The organism is Streptomyces ureilyticus (assembly GCF_011045025.1).
Classification (GTDB): Bacteria; Actinomycetota; Actinomycetes; order Streptomycetales; family Streptomycetaceae; genus Streptomyces; species Streptomyces ureilyticus.
The window spans coordinates 1-15,714 of sequence record NZ_JAAKZX010000217.1 but is presented as its reverse complement, the minus strand read 5'-3'; the positions used below and the strand labels follow the sequence as shown (position 1 = coordinate 15,714).

The window sequence follows — 15,714 nt, the reverse complement described above, 5'->3', positions numbered from 1 at the left end:
CTCCGGAACGGCTCCCAGCAGGGGAGCCCCCGCCACCACCGGGAGATCGGCGAGGTTGCAGCGCGAGGCGAGGTCCGGTTCGTTCGGCCAGCTGCCCACCACGACGCCGAGCAGGTCGAGCTGCCGGGCGCGCAGTTCGCGGGCGGTGAGCTCCGTCGTGTTGAGGGTGCCGAGGCCGGCGGAGGCCACCACCAGCACAGAGGCGTCCAGCAGGCGGGCCGCGTCCGCCAGCGTGCCGCCCTCGTCGTCGAACCGTACGAGCAGCCCGCCCGCCCCCTCGACCAGCACGACCTCGTGCTCGGCGGCCAGCTTGCCCGCCGCCTCCGCCACTTCCGCCGCCCGCACCGGCGCCAGACCGGCCCTCCGGGCAGCCGTCGCGGGCGCCAACGGCTCGGGATAACGGGCGAGTTCGCGCGTGGTCACCGGGCCCGCGAGCCGGGCCACCTCGTCGGCGTCGCCGCGCTCGTCGGGTCGTACGCCCGTCTGCGCCGGCTTGAGCACGGCCACGGACCGTCCGGCGGCGACGGCAGCCGCGGCGACGGCCGCGGTCGTGACCGTCTTGCCGACCTCCGTGCCCGTCCCCGTGATCACCAGTACCGGCACGGCACCTCCCCGCGCATCTCCCTGCTCACGCTCACCCTTCCCGCGCCGCCGCGCACACCGCGCGCGCGATCCGCGCCACGTCCGCGTCGCCCGTCACGTACGGCGGCATCGTGTAGACGAGATCGCGGAACGGCCGCAGCCACACGCCCTCGCGCACCGCCGCCCGCGTCGCCGTCGCCATGTCGACATCGTGGTCCAGCTGTACGACACCGATGGCACCGAGGACGCGTACGTCCCGCACCCCCGGAAGCTCCGATGCCGGAGCCAGCCCCTCCCGCAGCCCCGTCTCGATGCGCTTGATCTCCGTCTGCCAGTCCTGGCCGAGGAGCAGGTCGATGGAGGCACAGGCCACCGCGGCGGCCAGCGGATTGCCCATGAACGTCGGGCCATGGGCGAGCACCGGGACCTCGCCCCGCGAGATCCCCTCGGCGACCCGCGACGTACACAGCGTCGCCGCCATCGTCATATAGCCGCCGGTCAGCGCCTTGCCCAGGCACATCACATCCGGCGTCACCCCGGCATGGTCCGCCGCGAACAGCGCACCCGTACGTCCGAACCCGGTCGCGATCTCGTCGAACACGAGCAGCACGCCGTACGCGTCGCAGGCCTCGCGCAGCACCCGCAGATAGCCGGGGGAGTGGAACCGCATCCCGCCCGCTCCCTGCACCACCGGCTCCACGATCACCGCGGCCAGTTCATCGGCGTGGCGCTCGATCAGCGAGCGGAGATGATCGGCGTACGACTCCTCGTACGCGACCGGAGGCGGATCCGCGAACACCTGTCGGGGCAGCACCCCTTGCCACAGCTCGTGCATCCCGCCCTCGGGATCGCACACCGACATCGGCTGCCAGGTGTCGCCGTGATAGCCGCCGCGCCAGGTCAGCAGGCGCTGCTTGGCCGGACGGCCGAGCGAACGCCAGTACTGCAGGCACATCTTGACCGCCACCTCGACCGACACCGATCCGGAGTCGGCGAGGAACACATGCTCAAGACCATTCGGCGACATATCGACAAGACGCTTCGCCAGCCGCACGGCGGGCTCATGCGTGAGCCCGCCGAACATGACATGGCTCATCCGCCCGAGCTGCTCGCGCGCCGCGTCGTTGAGTACGGGGTGGTTGTAGCCGTGGATGGCGGACCACCAGGACGACATGCCGTCCACCAGTTCGTCCGGCTCACCGGCGATCGTGAGCCGCACCCCGCTCGCCGACTCCACGACGAGCGGTTCCTGCCGGCCGGGCATCGGCCCGTACGGATGCCATACGTGCCGCCGGTCGAGGTCGAGCAGCTCGCTCACGGGCAGGTCAGGCATTGGGTGCGAGATCCGTTCCGGCGCCCCGGCGGCGTACCGCGACCAGATCCGTACGGGCCTCGGGGCTCGCCTCCGAATCACCGGAACCGCAGACGCCCGCCGAGCCGCACGCACCAGACCCCCGGTGCTCCGGCAGCGTCACCTCGTCGGTGCCCTCCACCTCGAATCCGGCGTCCGCGATCATGTCCAGGTCGGCCTTGCCCGCCTGGCCCTCGCTGGTCAGGTAGTCGCCGAGGAAGATGGAGTTGGCGAGGTGCAGAGCGAGCGGCTGCATCGTACGGAGATGGACCTCGCGGCCGCCCGCGATGCGCACCTCCACGTCCGGGCAGACGAAGCGGACCATGGCGAGGATGCGCAGACAGCGCTGAGGGGTGAGGTTCCACTCCTTGGCGAGCGGGGTGCCCTCGAAGGGGATCAGGAAGTTGACCGGGACCGAGTCCGGGTCCAGCTCGCGGAGCGCGTAGACGACGTCGACCAGGTCCTCGTCGCTCTCGCCCATGCCCGCGATCAGGCCGGAGCAGGCGGACAGACCTGCCGCGTGCGCCTTCTCGACCGTGTCCACACGGTCTGCATACGTATGGGTGGTCGTGATGTCCCCATACGTACTCTCGGACGTGTTGAGGTTGTGGTTGTAGGCGTCCGCGCCCGCCGTGCGCAGCCGTTCGGCCTGGCCGTCGGAGAGGAGGCCGAGGCAGGCGCACACCTCGACGCCCTCGTTCTGGTCCTTGATCGCCTTGATGGTGTCGGAGACCCGGTCGACGTCACGGTCCGTCGGCCCGCGCCCGCTCGCCACGAGACAGACCCGCTTGGCGCCGCCCGCGAGCCCGGCGGCCGCCGCCTCGGAGGCCTGGTCGGGCTTCAGCCAGGTGTACTTGAGGATCTCCGCCTTGGAGCCGAGGCGTTGGGAGCAGTACGAGCAGTCCTCGGGGCACAGGCCCGACTTGAGGTTGACCAGATAGTTGAGTTTCACCCGTCGGCCGAACCACTGCCGCCGTACCTTTCCGGCCGCGGCCACCACATCGAGGAGTTCGTCGTCGGAGGTGGCCAGCACGGCCAGCGCCTCGTCGCGGGTCGGCAGCTCGCGCCGAAGCCCCTTGTCCACCAGCGTGTTCAGCAGGTCCATGGGGTCAGATCCTGGCCTATGCGAGGGGGTGGGGCCAAGGAGAGTTCGTACAAGACAGCCCGTTCGAGGTGTGGTTTTTTCCACATCATGGGCGGCGGGCCGGGCGGCTAGGGTCTGTGCACTGCCTACAAAACCCCGCAGGCAGAGCACTGCCCGCACGAGGCACCCTCACGCACAACCCCCAAGGCCCGGAGGACACATGGCCGGATCGCCGTTCGCGTGGATCGACGAACAGGCGCGTACGCGGCGCCGGGCCGGACTCGTCCGCACCCTGCGCCCCCGCCCCGCCGACTCCCCGCTGCTCGATCTCGCGAGCAACGACTATCTGGGCCTGGCCCGGCACCCCGAGATCACCGAGGCCGCCGCCCGCGCGGCGAAGCTATGGGGCGGCGGCGCCACGGGCTCCCGGCTCGTCACCGGCTCCACGGAGCTGCACGCCGAACTCGAGCGTGAGCTGGCCGAGTTCTGCGGCTTCGAGGCCGCGCTCGTCTTCTCGTCGGGTTATGCGGCCAACCTCGCCGCCGTCACCACGCTGGGCCCGCACGGTTCGCTCGTCGTGTCGGACGCGGGCAACCACGCCTCGCTGATCGATGGTTGCCGTCTCGCGCGCGGCACCACGCAGGTCGTCGCGCACGCCGACCCGGAGGCCGTACGCAAGGTGCTCGGCACGCACGCCGGACCCGCCGTCGTCGTGTCCGACACGGTCTTCTCGGTGGACGGAGACGCCGCCCCGCTGGCCGAACTCGCTGGCGCCTGCCGGGAGTTCGGCGCCGGTCTCGTCGTCGACGACGCGCACGGGCTCGGCGTGCTCGGGGAGGGCGGCCGGGGCGCACCGCACGCGGCCGGACTCGCGGGTGCGGCCGACGTCGTCACCACCGTCACGCTGTCGAAGTCGTTCGGCAGCCAGGGCGGTGCCGTCCTCGGCCCGGTCCACGTGATCGACCATCTGGTCAACGCGGCGCGCACGTTCATCTTCGACACCGGTCTGGCCCCGGCCGCCGCGGGCGCCGCCCTCGCGGCCCTGCGCCTGCTGCGCCGGGAACCGGAACGAGCGGCACGCGCGCGTGCCGTGGCCACGACCCTGCACTCCCGCCTCACGGCCGAACGCCTCGAAGCGGTACGGCCGGACGCCGCAGTCGTCTCCGTGCGCGCATCCTCGCCGGAGCAGGCCGTGCGCTGGGCTGCGGACTGCCGCGAAGCGGGACTGGCCGTCGGCTGCTTCCGTCCCCCGTCGGTCCCGGACGGCATCTCACGGCTGCGGCTCACCGCCCGCGCGGACCTCACCGACGGGCAACTCGACCATGCCGTACGGGTGATCAGCGCAGTGCGTCGATAAAGCCCTCCCAGGCCGAGGGAGCGAAGAGCAGGGCGGGACCCGACGTGTTCTTCGAGTCGCGCACCGCGAGAAGCCCGGCCCATGGGCCGGAGGCCGGACGGGCCGTCTCGACGCAGTTGTTCATTCCGGTGCTGCGGCTGCTGCGCTGCCACCGCACATCGTGCAGACAAGTGCTGGAAGGTACGGACCGAGGCAGGGTGGTGGACATGGTGCCTCCTTACTCGCCGTCAGCCAGACCGGCGATGAAATCCAACGAGTCCTCGGGCGAAAGGGCGTGGATCTGAAGGGAGTTGAAGGCCTCGGTGTAGGCCTGAAGGTCCTCTTCCCTTTCGAGATAGAGGCTACTCGTCAAGTGGTCGAGAACAACCACATCCAGATCAGAAGTAGTCGAAAATGAAAAGATAACGAAAGGCCCGGTCACCCCGACATGGGCCCCAACTCCGAACGGCAGCACCTGAATCCGCACGTGAGGCAGCCGGGCGGCGTCCCGTAGACGCCTCAACTGCCGTGCCATCACGCCCGGTCCGCCGACCGACCGCCGCAGGACTCCCTCGTCCAGGACCGCGCTCAGTCGCAGCGGAGTGTCCGAACGCAGCACCTCCTGGCGCGCGAGACGCACCTCCACCAGTGCGTCGACCTTGCCGTCCGGCAGCCCGTCCACGGCGGCCCGCGTCACCTCGCGGGCGTACTCCGGTGTCTGCAACAGCCCGGGGACCACGGAGTTCTCCAGGGTGCGCATCGCGCTGGCCTGCGACTCCAGGCTGATGAAGTCGCGGTACGTGGGCGGCAGCAGACCCCGGTAGGCGTTCCACCAGCGGTGCCGGCCGTCACCCTCGGAGCCCGCGAGTACGACGAGCAACTCGAGCAGCTCGGGGTCCCGGACGTCGTACGCCTCGAGGAGCCGCCGTAGGTCCGCCGCTTTGACCCCGCTGTGGCCGGTCTCGATCCTGCTCACCTTCGACTGGTGCCAGCCGACGCGCCGGGCGGCCTCGCCGCTCGTGAGACCCGCGCGGGTGCGCAGGGCGCGCAGCTCGGCGCCGAGCTTTCGGCGGCGTACCGCGGGACCGTGTTGCATGGCCGTCTCCTTCCGACCGTCGCGCCGACGCTATAGCGTCGGGCGTCACGGCGACGGCAGAAGACGACCCGGTCACCCGTCCGAATGACCACCCTGGGCGCCACCCAAATACGCTCGGCCGTCGGAGAGTTCACCGCTTCGAGCGACAGATATATGCACATCTTGGTGGATCGGCACCGAGACTGGCCCGGTAGTGGCAGTCTGACGCGCAGCACCAGTCCGGGACCGTACTCGAACCTCCGCTCCGTGTCGGACTCCGGTCCCGTGGGAAAGGGACGACCTCGCCATGGCAGACCACCTGGAAGCCTCCGTCACTCTGCCGAGCGATCCCGCCTCGGTCTCCGCCGCCCGTACCTACGTCGTCAACGTCCTTGCCGAATGGGGCCTTCCGTCGGACACGGAAGCCGCCGACACCGTCCGTCTCATCGTCTCCGAACTCGCCACCAACGCCGTGCAGCACACCTTCGGCCAGTCACCGACCTTCACGGTGGACCTCGCGCTCGACCGTGACGAGCAACTCTGCATCGGCGTGACCGACAGCCATCCACGCTTCCCGAAGAGACTCCCCGCTGCCGTCCAGCAGGACAACGGCCGAGGCCTCGTGATCATCCGCTTCCTCACCGCCGAGTGCGGTGGCAAGGTGACGGTCCGGCCCACCCGTGAGGGCGGCAAAACGGTTTCGATCATGTTGCCGTGGACGACTCCGGTTCAGCCGGTCCCTGCCGACTGAGGAGCTGAGGGAGTCGCGGGGCTGCCGGCTGCGGGGATCGCGGCCGTCAACTCTGCTGGGACGCGCGGCCGAACGCGCCGCGCAGCAGCGCGCGGAAGGCGTCGGCCGCGGGTGCCTGCTCGTCGGTGCGGTAGGCCACCGAGATCGTCCTGCGCAGGTCTCCCGGCTCCAGGAGGCGCATGCTCACCGGGGTGGAGGCGGTTCTGGCGACCATCTCCGGGACCACCGCGATGCCGAGGCCCGCGCTGGCGAGGGCGCAGACCAGGGCGTAGCCGGGAGTCGCGACGAGGACCGAAGGGGCGGTGCCCGCCCGGGCGAGCACGGCCTCCAGGCCCTGCCGGGCCGGGTGGTCCGGGGCCATGCTGATCAGCTGCTGGCCGGCCAGCTCGGTCAGTGGCAGCCGGGACGAGCCGCTGGTCAGGGCGTGCCCGGGAGCAGTCACCAGCACCAGCTCCTCGACCAGGACCGGCTCCGCGGACACGGCGGAGGGCAGCGACACCGGCTCCGCGGGCTCGTAGGCGTGTGTCAGCGCCAGGTCCACCTCGCCCGCGGCCACCGCGGCGATACTGGCCGGCGGCTCGTAGTCCGCCACGGTCAGCTCCACATCGGGATGGGCCCTGCGGAACGCGCTCAGCGCCGGCGGCAGCAGGTGGATCCCGGCCGTCTGGAAGGTGCCGAGCCGCAGGGTGCCGCCGGACAGCCCGGCCAGGCGCGCCAGTTCGTGCCGCGCCCGGTCCATCTCGTCCAGCACCCGGCGCGCCCGGGCCGCGAGGAGTTCGCCCGCGCCGGTCAGGCGGGCGCCGCGGTGGTGACGTACGAGAAGCGCCGTGCCCGCCTCCCGCTCCAGCTTGGCCAGTTGCTGGGAGAGCGCGGGCGTGGTGTAGCCGAGGCGTTCGGCGGCCCGGGTGATCGAACCGGCCTCGGCGACCGCCACCAGCGCCGCGAGCCGCGTCGGGTCGTACATACGAGGCTCCCGGCTGAAGAGTGAGCTGAAGAAGTGGCTAAAGAACTGCTTAAGGTTCACTCAGGATATTGCACATACCTGCTGAAGGCTCGGAGCGGGCACGCTGGTGCTCATGGACGGACAGCTCATCGCCTTCACCGGGATCGCCGCAGGCCTGGTCGCCATGCCCGGCGCCGACTTCACCGTCGTGGTCCGCAACGCCCTTGTCTCCCGCCGGGCCGGTATCGCGTGCGCGCTCGGCATCGCGGCGGCGTTGCTCGTCCACACGGCGCTCGCCGTCGCCGGGGTGGCCGCGGTGCTCACCGCCGTGCCCCCGCTGTTTCGCGCGCTCCAACTGCTGGGTGGTGCCTACGTCCTCTATCTCGGCCTACGGACGCTGCAGTCGGTGCGCGGCAGGCGCGAGCCGGGGGCCGAGGACCCGCCGGTCGTGTCCGGGGCCGGAGCCCTGCGGCAGGGGTTCGTCACCAACGCCCTCAACCCGAAGGCGACGGTCACCTTCCTCAGTCTGCTGCCGCAGTTCGTACCGGCCGGAAGTCCCGCGATGCCGCGGACGCTGGTCCTCGCGCTGATCGTGGTCGCGCTCGCCCTGATCTGGTTCCCGGCCCTCGCGCTGCTCGTGGACCGGCTCGGCCGGTGGCTGCGCAGGCCGCGTACGGCCCGCGCCATCGAGGCCGTCACCGGAACGGCCCTCACGGTGCTGGGACTGGGGCTCGTTCTCGAACCGCTGCTGGCCTGGGCCTGACAGCCCGCCGGCAGGGCTCAGGAATCGTCCGTGTTCCCGCTGCCGGCGCGCTTCATCAGGAGTGGTACGAGTCCCCACAGGCCGAGGCAGACGACGATGGTGGCCGCGCCCGCCAGGATCCCTTCCAGGCGGCCCGCCGTCACGTCCACGACCAGCAGGACCGAGCCGGTGAGCGCGAAGGCCAGTACGCCCATCCCGATCTGGGCGAGGTGCGAGGAGACCGCCACGATCTGCGGCTTGGCGCCCTGCTGGAACAGCCGGCGGTGCAGGGCGGCCGGTGCCGTGAGGAGTACGGAGGACAGCACGGCGAGCAGCAGCGTCGTGATGTACGTGGCGCGCTGCACCGAGTCGAGATCCGGGAAGCGCGGGGTGAACGCGAGGCTCAACAGGAACGCGAAGAGGATCTGTACGCCCGTCTGGGTGACCCTCAACTCCTGAAGCAGTTCGATGAAGTTGCGGTCGGCGCGCTCGAGGGGCGTCTCGCGCCGCATTATGCGGCGTTCGACAGGTGGAGGCTCCTCGCCGGGGCGTCGCTCGTCGGACGGCGGCACCTCGTCCGGACGTCGGTCGTCGGGTTCTCGCTCGCTGGGCGGTTGGTGGGCCATGGGTCAATGAGTAACCCGTCAGCGGCCCGAATCACCGCCCCGTGGGGGTGGCGGCGGTGATGCCGCCACCCCCACGCGCGTCACCTGACCCGGCCGTACCAGACGCTCTTCGTCCAGATCTTCTGCAGCTTCACCACTTCCCCGGTCTTCGGGGCGTGCCAGATCCGGCCCTTACCGGCGTAGACGCCGACGTGGTACACGTTCCGGCCCGAGTGGAAGAACACCAGGTCTCCCTGCTTACGGCTCGAAGCCGAGATGTGGCGCGTCTTGTTGTACTGCTGCGCGGCCGTGCGGGGCAGCTTCTTCCCCGCCTTCTTGAACGCGTAGAGCGTCAGCCCGGAGCAGTCGAAGCGCCTGGGCCCCTCGGCTCCCCACTTGTACGGGGAACCCTTCTTGGAGGCCGCCACCTGAAGCGCCTTCTTCGCTGGGGTGACCGCTTCGGCGTCAGACGCGATACCGGGGGCCACAACACTGCCGCCGACCACGGCGACGGTGAGAGCCGATGCGGTACCGGCCCTGGTCAACAGCGACGGGACACGATTGAGCGCAGACATGCGCAACCCTTCGTCAGCCGCCTGTGAAGGATGACCTGTCGGATTCGGGCTGGCGAAGTTGCCCGGCCGCGGTGTGCGGCTTCACCCCAAGGACCACTCGGAAGTCTCCGGCGGCCCGTCGTGCCTGGGTCCTCCACTCCTGCCGATCCACTTCTGTCGACCCGTCATCCGGGCGGCGGCAGGACTCGGCGTCCGCCCGGACCGCCCCGCCGCTGCGGCGGGGGCTTGTCGTCGGAAGGGATCTTGCAACACGAATGTCGGAAAAGCCGAACGGAAACGGTGGTTTGTGGGCTTACTCACCACTCACCTGTTCGGGTGGACAGGCCTGATGACGAAGGGGCGTCGAGGGGGTCGGGGACCCTCGTACCAGCACCGGAATACGTCATTCCGGCGTCGGCGTAGGCGCACTGCGCAAGTTGCATGGACCCTTAAACGTACCTCCGTCTACTCCTTTCAGCGGTACGCCATTTGGTCCGTTTCAGACCTTGCCCGGACGCCCCGTCAGCCGTCGGCGGAGCCCCCGGGCCGTTGCTCGGTGTGCGTCAGCTGTCGGAGGATCCCGGCGGCAAGGCGACGCGAGCCGCCCGACGTTCGCCGTCGAGCACCCGCAGCGCCCGCGTCAGGGTCGGTGCGTGCAGCTCGTGCTCGCCCCGCTGGTGCATCAGGGTCAGCGCGTCGCGCAGCGCGGCGGCCTTGGCGACCAGTGCCTGTGCCGCGCGCAGCCCGCCGTAGGTGTCGCCACGGTTCGCCGGATTGATCCGGCCGAGGAGATCGAGCACCTCCAGATAACGGTCGATCAGTTCGCCCTCCGCCCGGGTCAGCGCCGGCAGCGGGGGCAACTCGGGTGGGAGCATTCGCCGTTCACCTCGCGCCGGGTGCGGTGAGCGAGGCCTTGCGGCTCGGGATGATGCGGTCGATCAGTCCGTACTCCAGCGCCTGCGGTGCTTCCAGGATCTTGTCCCGCTCGATGTCCTCGCTGATCCGCTCCTGGCTCTGGCCGGAGTGCCGGGCGAGCATCTCCTCAAGGAGCCGGCGCGTACGCATCAACTCCTCGGCCTGGATGGCCAGATCGGACGCCTGGCCCTGCACGGGCTCGGGCAGCCCCGGCTGGTGGATCAGCACGCGCGCGCCAGGCAGCGCGGACCGCTTGCCCGGCGCGCCGGCCGCCAGCAGCACCGCCGCGGACGCCCCCGCCTGCCCCATGCAGACCGTCTCCACCTCACAGGTGATGAACCGCATCGTGTCGTAGATCGCGGTCATCGCGCTGAACGAGCCGCCGGGGGAGTTGATGTACAGCGAGATGTCCCGGTCCGGCGACTGGTACTCGAGGTGCATGAACTGCGCCATCACGTCGTTCGCCGACGTGTCGTCGATCGGCGTCCCCAGGAAGACGATCCGCTCCTCCAGCAGCTTCGAGTACGGATCCATGGTCCGCTGCCCCGCGCTGGTGCGTTCGGTGAACTCGGGCAGGACGTAGCGGGCGGACGGTCGGGTCATGACACACGCCTCCTCTGGGTGAGGTCCTGTAAAAAATGTACAGGACGTACATGACGTTATGATGGGGAGCATGGCCTATGAGATTCCGGTGACGCAAGCCAGGGCTGAGCTCGCCGACCTGATCAACAAAGTGGTGTACGGCGGTGAACGCGTCGTCGTGACGCGGCACGGAAAGCCCCTCGTCGCCCTTGTCTCCGCCGCTGACCTGGAACGACTCGAGGACCTTCAGGACCCCGCCGAGGAGCAGGTGATCAGCGCCGTCTCCAGCGTCCGCGAGGTCACGTCCGCTCCCCGCGAACAGCAGCGCTTCGGTATCGCGGCGGAGCACCGGGGGCCCAACGCTTCGTAGGCGTACGGCACTTCGAGTACCGGACTTCGGGCACGTAAAAGCTTCAGATACGCGAAAGACCGTGCGCCCCCGTCCGCTACAGCGGGGACGCACGGTCCGTTCTGTTGCGCGGGTCAGCCGACCCGGGCTGGTTCCCGCTCGGCGGTCGGTTCGACGGGTGCCTTGCGCCGCTGGAGCGCGCCGCCCAGCAAGACCGCGCCCAGGCCGAGTGCCGCCCACCAGGTCAGGGTGAGCGCGGGGCCGGCCGCGGCGGCTCCGTCGAAGAACGAGACCGAGCGGAGCAGTGAGGCGCCCGCGCCCGGCGGCAGCCACTGGCCGATCACGCCGACCGGCTCGGGCAGCATCTCGGGTGCGGAGCCGGCGCCGGAGAACGGGTTGCCGAGCAGCATCATGATGAACCCGCCGAGTCCGATGCCCGGTGTGCCGAACAGGGCCGCGAGACCCGCGATGCCGGCGCTCACGGCCAGCGTCGACAGCCCGAGAGTGCCCGCCTCGGCCCACCAGTTCCCGGTGAGCACGCCCAGCCAGGTGTCGGCCATCGCGGCGGCCACCGCGCCGACCAGGGCGGCCGCGCCGACCAGCGCGCCGGCCGCACGCCAGCCACGAAGGCCCAGCAGGGTCACGACGGCACCCGCGCCGATACCGGCCAGCGCCATCGGCAGCACGCTCGACGTCAGGGCCGCGCCGCGCGGGTCGTCCGCGGGGGCCGGTACGACGTCGACGGTCTGCACCTGGGCCCCGCCCGCCTGCTGGGTCACCGCCTGCTGGAGCAGCTGGGCGACGACCGGACTCGCGGCCGAGGCGGTGAGCAGCTTCGGGCCCTGCTCAGTGGCGACGACCGCTCCGTATACGGTCCGGTCCTCTATGGCGTCCCGAGCGGCACGCTCGTCGGCGTAACGGTGGATCTCGAAGGCGCCCTCGCGCGCCTCGAGCCGCTGCTCCATCTGGGCCGTCGCGGTGGCGGGACCCGCCACGCCGAGCGGCAGGTCGTGTGGCGCGGTACGGGCCGCGGGCCAGGCGAACGCCCATAGCGCGAGGGTGACCAGGACGGGGATCAGTACGACGACGGCGACCATGCGGCGGCCGTGTGACGGCGCGGGTGCGGTCGGCGGTGGTGGAGTGGGCTGCCTGGTGGCGGTAGCGGAGGTGGCGGACATGGGTTTCCCCCTCAGGTCGGAGCTCGGAACTCGAAGCTCGAAGTAAAAAGAAGGATCGTTCGTTTTAGGTCCGGTGTCACCATCCTGCGGACCCCGCGAGCTTGTCAAGAAGGAATGTTCGTTTTACGTTTCTGTCCATGGCCCGCGTAACTCAGGAACACCTCGATGCCCGTCGCCGTCAGATCCTCGACGGCGCGGCCCTCTGCTTCGCCCGCAACGGCTTCCACGCCACGTCCATGCAGGACGTGCTGAAGGAAGTGGATCTCTCGGCGGGCGCCGTCTACCGCTACTTCAGCGGCAAGGACGAGCTGATCAACGCGATCGTCACCGAGGTGCTGGGAGAGATTCGCGAAGGCTTCGAGGCCGCCGCCCGGCAGAGCCCGCCCCCGCCGCCCGATGAGCTGGTGGCGCGCGTCATGGGCGCAGTCATCGAAGGGAAGCGGGCGGTGGTCGACAACGGGGAGTTCGTGTTTCCCCGGCTGATCATCCAGGTCTGGGCGGAGACCCTGCGCAACAAGGAGCTGTCGGCCGTGGTCCATGACGGCTACAGCAGCGTGCGGGCGGCCTGGGTGAAGGTCGTCCAGGGCTATCAGGACGCGGGGATGATGCGGCCCGACGTACCGGCCGAAAGCGTGGCCCGGACCATGATCGCGACGGCCCAGGGCTTTGCGGCACAGATGGCGATCTTCGGCACGGCACCGGTGGAGGTGTTGCAGGAGGGGCTGCGGGGCCTGATGAGCATGGGGAGCCCCGACGCCCGCACATGAGGCCGGCGGCCTGAGCCGGCCGACCGCCGGTTAACGTCGCTGAAACGCCGCCCAATTAGCCTGCGCCTCCACGCCACCAGGGATTTTGCCCGGCGGCTGCGGAAACCGGACCCCGCACGGTCCGGAGCGAGGACTATGAGGTGGGACGCCGTGCAACTGACCCCGCACGAGCAGGAGAGGCTGCTCATTCATGTAGCCGCCGACGTGGCCGAGAAGCGCCGGGCCCGCGGACTGAAACTGAACCACCCCGAAGCCGTCGCGCTCATCACGTCGCACATCCTCGAAGGCGCGCGTGACGGCCGCACCGTGGCCGAACTCATGAACTCCGGGCGCAAGATCCTCACCCGCGAGGACGTCATGGAGGGCATCCCCGAGATGATCCATGACGTCCAGGTGGAGGCTACTTTCCCGGACGGCACCAAGCTCGTCACCGTCCACGACCCGATCGTCTGACGGGGGAGCGGCCACCATGATTCCCGGAGAGTTCCTGTTCGCCGACGGACCCGTCGCCTTCAACGAAGGCCGCGAGGTCACCCGGCTCACCGTCCTCAACGCCGCCGACCGGCCCGTCCAGGTCGGCTCCCACTACCACTTCGCCGAGGCCAACCCCGGTCTGGACTTCGACCGCGCCGCCGCGCGCGGCAAGCGGCTCAACGTAGCCGCCGGCACCGCCGTGCGCTTCGAGCCCGGAATCCCCGTAGACGTCGAACTCGTCCCGCTCACCGGCGCCCGCGTGGTGCCCGGACTGCGCGGGGAGACCGGAGGTGCCCTCGATGGCTGAGCTCTCGCGTGCCGCGTACGCCGACCTGTTCGGCCCCACCACCGGCGACCGGATCCGGCTCGCGGACACCGATCTGCTGATCGAGATCGAGGAGGATCGTTCCGGCGGGCCCGGACTCGCCGGTGACGAGGCGGTGTTCGGCGGCGGCAAGGTCATCCGCGAGTCCATGGGCCAGTCGCGTGCTACGCGCGCAGAGGGCACCCCGGACACCGTCATCACCGGCGCCGTGATCATCGACCACTGGGGCATCGTCAAGGCCGACGTCGGCATCCGCGACGGCCGGATCACCGGCATCGGCAAGGCGGGCAACCCGGACACGATGGACGGGGTGCACCCGGACCTGGTCATCGGACCCGAGACCGAGATCATCGCGGGCAACGGCCGTATCCTGACGGCCGGTGCCATCGACGCCCATGTGCACCTGATCTGCCCGCAGATCGCCGACGAGGCGCTCGCCTCCGGCATCACGACCCTCGTCGGCGGCGGCACGGGTCCGGCCGAGGGCTCGAAGGCCACCACCGTCACGCCCGGTCCCTGGCATCTGGCGCGGATGCTGGAGGCGATGGAGGCGTACCCGCTCAACTTCGGGCTGCTCGGCAAGGGCAACACCGTCTCGCACGAGGCGATGCTCTCGCAGATCCGAGGGGGCGCGCTGGGCCTGAAGATCCACGAGGACTGGGGCTCGACGCCCGCCGCCATCGATGCCGCGCTGACGGTCGCCGACTGGACGGGTATCCAGGTGGCGATCCACACGGACACCCTGAACGAGGCGGGCTTCGTGGCCGACACGCTCGCCGCGATCGCCGGGCGCGGCATCCACGCGTACCACACGGAGGGTGCGGGCGGCGGCCACGCGCCGGACATCATGACCGTGGTCTCCGAGCCGCACGTGCTGCCCAGCTCCACCAACCCGACCCGGCCCTACACCGTCAACACCGCCGAAGAACACCTCGACATGCTGATGGTGTGCCACCACCTGAACCCGGCCGTGCCCGAGGACCTGGCCTTCGCCGAGTCCCGTATCCGGCCGTCGACGATCGGGGCCGAGGACATACTCCACGACCTCGGCGCCATCTCGATCATCTCCTCCGACTCGCAGGCGATGGGGCGGGTGGGCGAGGTCATCATGCGTACGTGGCAGACCGCGCACGTGATGAAGGGGCGGCGGGGCGCGCTGCCCGGGGACGGGCGCGCCGACAATCACCGCGTACGTCGCTATGTCGCCAAGTACACGATCAACCCGGCCCTCGCGCAGGGACTCGCGCGCGAGGTCGGCTCCGTCGAGACCGGGAAGCTCGCCGACCTCGTGCTGTGGGAGCCCGCCTTCTTCGGCGTCAAGCCGCAACTCGTCGTCAAGGGCGGGCAGATCGCGTACGCGCAGATGGGCGACGCCAACGCGTCCATTCCGACGCCGCAGCCGATTCTGCCCCGGCCGATGTACGGAGCGATCGGACGGGCCCCGGCCGCCAACTCCTTCAACTTCGTGGCGCCGCTCGCCGTCGAGGACGGGCTGCCGGAGCGGCTCGGGCTCGGGAAGCGGTTCGTGCCTATCGAGTCGACGCGGGGGGTGACCAAGGCGGACATGCGGGAGAACGACGCGCGGCCTGAGGTGCGGGTCGATCCGGACAGCTTCTCCGTGCACATCGACGGCGAGCTGGTCGAGGCCACGCCCGCCGCCGAACTGCCCATGGCTCAGCGGTACTTCCTCTTCTGAGGGGCTGTCACCATGTCGCGAGCCGCGCTTCTCGTACTGGCCGACGGCCGCTTTCCCGCCGGGGGGCACGCGCACTCCGGCGGGGCCGAGGCTGCCGTCAAGGCCGGGCGGATCACCGGGGCGGGGAGTCTGGAGGAGTTCTGCCGGGGGCGGTTGCACACGGCGGGGCTGGTGTCGGCCTCGTTGGCCGCGGCGGCGGCGCTGGGGCTTGATCCTTTGGCTTTGGACGCCGCGGCGGACGCCCGTACGCCGTCGGCCGCGCTGCGGGTGGCCGCCCGCAAGCTCGGGCGGCAGCTGACGCGGGCGGCGCGGGCGACGTGGCCGTCGCCTGAACTCGACGCGCTGGCGCGGGCGTTCCCCAAGGGGGCCCATCAGCCGGTCGTCCTCGGGGTCGCTGCTCGGGTG

20 protein-coding genes and 1 riboswitch are annotated in these 15,714 nt (G+C 70.5%); of the genes, 9 read left to right on the top strand and 11 right to left on the bottom strand.

The window, feature by feature from the left end; all coding sequences use genetic code 11:
• The 3 genes from bioD to bioB form a co-directional block, all read right to left on the bottom strand.
• On the bottom strand, positions 1 to 603 hold a 603-nt coding region (bioD, locus tag G6048_RS39945), incomplete at its 3' end, for a dethiobiotin synthase (protein ID WP_165344502.1).
• 31 nt (positions 604 to 634) lie between these two features.
• Positions 635 to 1,915 carry an adenosylmethionine--8-amino-7-oxononanoate transaminase gene (locus tag G6048_RS39940; RefSeq protein WP_165344501.1) on the bottom strand — a complete coding sequence of 427 codons (1,281 nt, stop codon included), beginning with the start codon at positions 1,913 to 1,915 and terminating at the stop codon, positions 635 to 637.
• Positions 1,908 to 3,038, bottom strand: a complete 1,131-nt coding sequence (gene bioB, locus G6048_RS39935) for a biotin synthase BioB (RefSeq protein WP_165344500.1) — start codon at positions 3,036 to 3,038, stop codon at positions 1,908 to 1,910. The genes G6048_RS39940 and bioB overlap by 8 nt, the downstream gene beginning before the upstream one ends.
• A 199-nt stretch (positions 3,039 to 3,237) precedes the next feature.
• On the opposite strand from bioB, the gene G6048_RS39930 reads away from it, so the two are divergent.
• The gene (locus G6048_RS39930; protein ID WP_165344499.1) at positions 3,238 to 4,374 is read left to right on the top strand and encodes an 8-amino-7-oxononanoate synthase; all 1,137 of its coding nucleotides are present in this window, start codon (positions 3,238 to 3,240) and stop codon (positions 4,372 to 4,374) included.
• Here the strand turns inward: G6048_RS39930 and G6048_RS39925 are convergent.
• Positions 4,355 to 4,582 carry a DUF397 domain-containing protein gene (locus G6048_RS39925; RefSeq protein ID WP_165344498.1) on the bottom strand — a complete coding sequence of 76 codons (228 nt, stop codon included), beginning with the start codon at positions 4,580 to 4,582 and terminating at the stop codon, positions 4,355 to 4,357. The genes G6048_RS39930 and G6048_RS39925 overlap by 20 nt on opposite strands.
• Positions 4,583 to 4,591: 9 nt before the next feature.
• A complete protein-coding gene (locus tag G6048_RS39920; RefSeq protein ID WP_165344497.1) occupies positions 4,592 to 5,449 on the bottom strand; it encodes a helix-turn-helix domain-containing protein in 858 nt (285 codons plus the stop codon).
• Positions 5,450 to 5,735: 286 nt separating this feature from the next.
• Here G6048_RS39920 and G6048_RS39915 point away from each other — a divergent pair, with 286 nt between their 5' ends.
• Positions 5,736 to 6,179, top strand: coding sequence for an ATP-binding protein (locus G6048_RS39915; RefSeq protein WP_165344496.1), 444 nt, complete (start codon positions 5,736 to 5,738; stop codon positions 6,177 to 6,179).
• A gap of 46 nt (positions 6,180 to 6,225) precedes the next feature.
• On the opposite strand, the gene G6048_RS39910 is transcribed toward G6048_RS39915, so the two are convergent.
• Positions 6,226 to 7,143 (bottom strand): LysR family transcriptional regulator, encoded by a 918-nt coding sequence (locus tag G6048_RS39910; protein WP_165344495.1) that lies wholly within the window; start codon positions 7,141 to 7,143, stop codon positions 6,226 to 6,228.
• 112 nt (positions 7,144 to 7,255) lie between these two features.
• Here G6048_RS39910 and G6048_RS39905 point away from each other — a divergent pair, with 112 nt between their 5' ends.
• Positions 7,256 to 7,885, top strand: a complete 630-nt coding sequence (locus G6048_RS39905) for a LysE family translocator (RefSeq protein ID WP_165344494.1) — start codon at positions 7,256 to 7,258, stop codon at positions 7,883 to 7,885.
• Positions 7,886 to 7,902: 17 nt separating this feature from the next.
• On the opposite strand, the gene G6048_RS39900 is transcribed toward G6048_RS39905, so the two are convergent.
• The 4 genes from G6048_RS39900 to G6048_RS39885 all read right to left on the bottom strand — a co-directional run bounded on the left by G6048_RS39900 (position 7,903) and on the right by G6048_RS39885 (position 10,541).
• Entirely contained in the window at positions 7,903 to 8,376 is a 474-nt protein-coding gene (locus G6048_RS39900) for a DUF6328 family protein (RefSeq protein WP_165344504.1), read from the bottom strand.
• 194 nt (positions 8,377 to 8,570) lie between these two features.
• A complete protein-coding gene (locus G6048_RS39895) occupies positions 8,571 to 9,044 on the bottom strand; it encodes a C40 family peptidase (RefSeq protein ID WP_165344493.1) in 474 nt (157 codons plus the stop codon).
• A 3-nt stretch (positions 9,045 to 9,047) separates the two neighbouring features.
• Positions 9,048 to 9,213, bottom strand: a riboswitch (cyclic di-AMP (ydaO/yuaA leader).
• 373 nt (positions 9,214 to 9,586) lie between these two features.
• Complete coding sequence (locus G6048_RS39890; protein WP_165344492.1) at positions 9,587 to 9,898, bottom strand: hypothetical protein; 312 nt, start codon at positions 9,896 to 9,898, stop codon at positions 9,587 to 9,589.
• Between the two features lie 7 nt (positions 9,899 to 9,905).
• Positions 9,906 to 10,541, bottom strand: a complete 636-nt coding sequence (locus tag G6048_RS39885; RefSeq protein WP_165344491.1) for an ATP-dependent Clp protease proteolytic subunit — start codon at positions 10,539 to 10,541, stop codon at positions 9,906 to 9,908.
• Positions 10,542 to 10,611: 70 nt separating this feature from the next.
• Between G6048_RS39885 and G6048_RS39880 the strand changes: the two genes are divergently transcribed.
• Positions 10,612 to 10,890, top strand: coding sequence for a type II toxin-antitoxin system Phd/YefM family antitoxin (locus G6048_RS39880; RefSeq protein WP_033324984.1), 279 nt, complete (start codon positions 10,612 to 10,614; stop codon positions 10,888 to 10,890).
• Between the two features lie 113 nt (positions 10,891 to 11,003).
• Here G6048_RS39880 and G6048_RS39875 read toward each other — a convergent pair whose 3' ends face one another.
• Positions 11,004 to 11,966 (bottom strand): ABC transporter permease, encoded by a 963-nt coding sequence (locus G6048_RS39875; RefSeq protein WP_165344503.1) that lies wholly within the window; start codon positions 11,964 to 11,966, stop codon positions 11,004 to 11,006.
• A 218-nt stretch (positions 11,967 to 12,184) separates the two neighbouring features.
• On the opposite strand from G6048_RS39875, the gene G6048_RS39870 reads away from it, so the two are divergent.
• The 5 genes from G6048_RS39870 to G6048_RS39850 form a co-directional block, all read left to right on the top strand.
• Complete coding sequence (locus G6048_RS39870) at positions 12,185 to 12,814, top strand: TetR/AcrR family transcriptional regulator (RefSeq protein ID WP_165344490.1); 630 nt, start codon at positions 12,185 to 12,187, stop codon at positions 12,812 to 12,814.
• Between the two features lie 150 nt (positions 12,815 to 12,964).
• Positions 12,965 to 13,267, top strand: a complete 303-nt coding sequence (locus G6048_RS39865) for an urease subunit gamma (RefSeq protein WP_033325080.1) — start codon at positions 12,965 to 12,967, stop codon at positions 13,265 to 13,267.
• Positions 13,268 to 13,283: 16 nt separating this feature from the next.
• A complete protein-coding gene (locus G6048_RS39860; protein WP_165344489.1) occupies positions 13,284 to 13,595 on the top strand; it encodes an urease subunit beta in 312 nt (103 codons plus the stop codon).
• Positions 13,588 to 15,309, top strand: a complete 1,722-nt coding sequence (locus G6048_RS39855) for an urease subunit alpha (protein WP_165344488.1) — start codon at positions 13,588 to 13,590, stop codon at positions 15,307 to 15,309. Before G6048_RS39860 ends, G6048_RS39855 begins: the two co-directional genes overlap by 8 nt.
• A 12-nt stretch (positions 15,310 to 15,321) precedes the next feature.
• Positions 15,322 to 15,714 (top strand): urease accessory protein UreF (locus G6048_RS39850; RefSeq protein ID WP_328828339.1); only part of this gene is annotated, 393 nt, incomplete at its 3' end.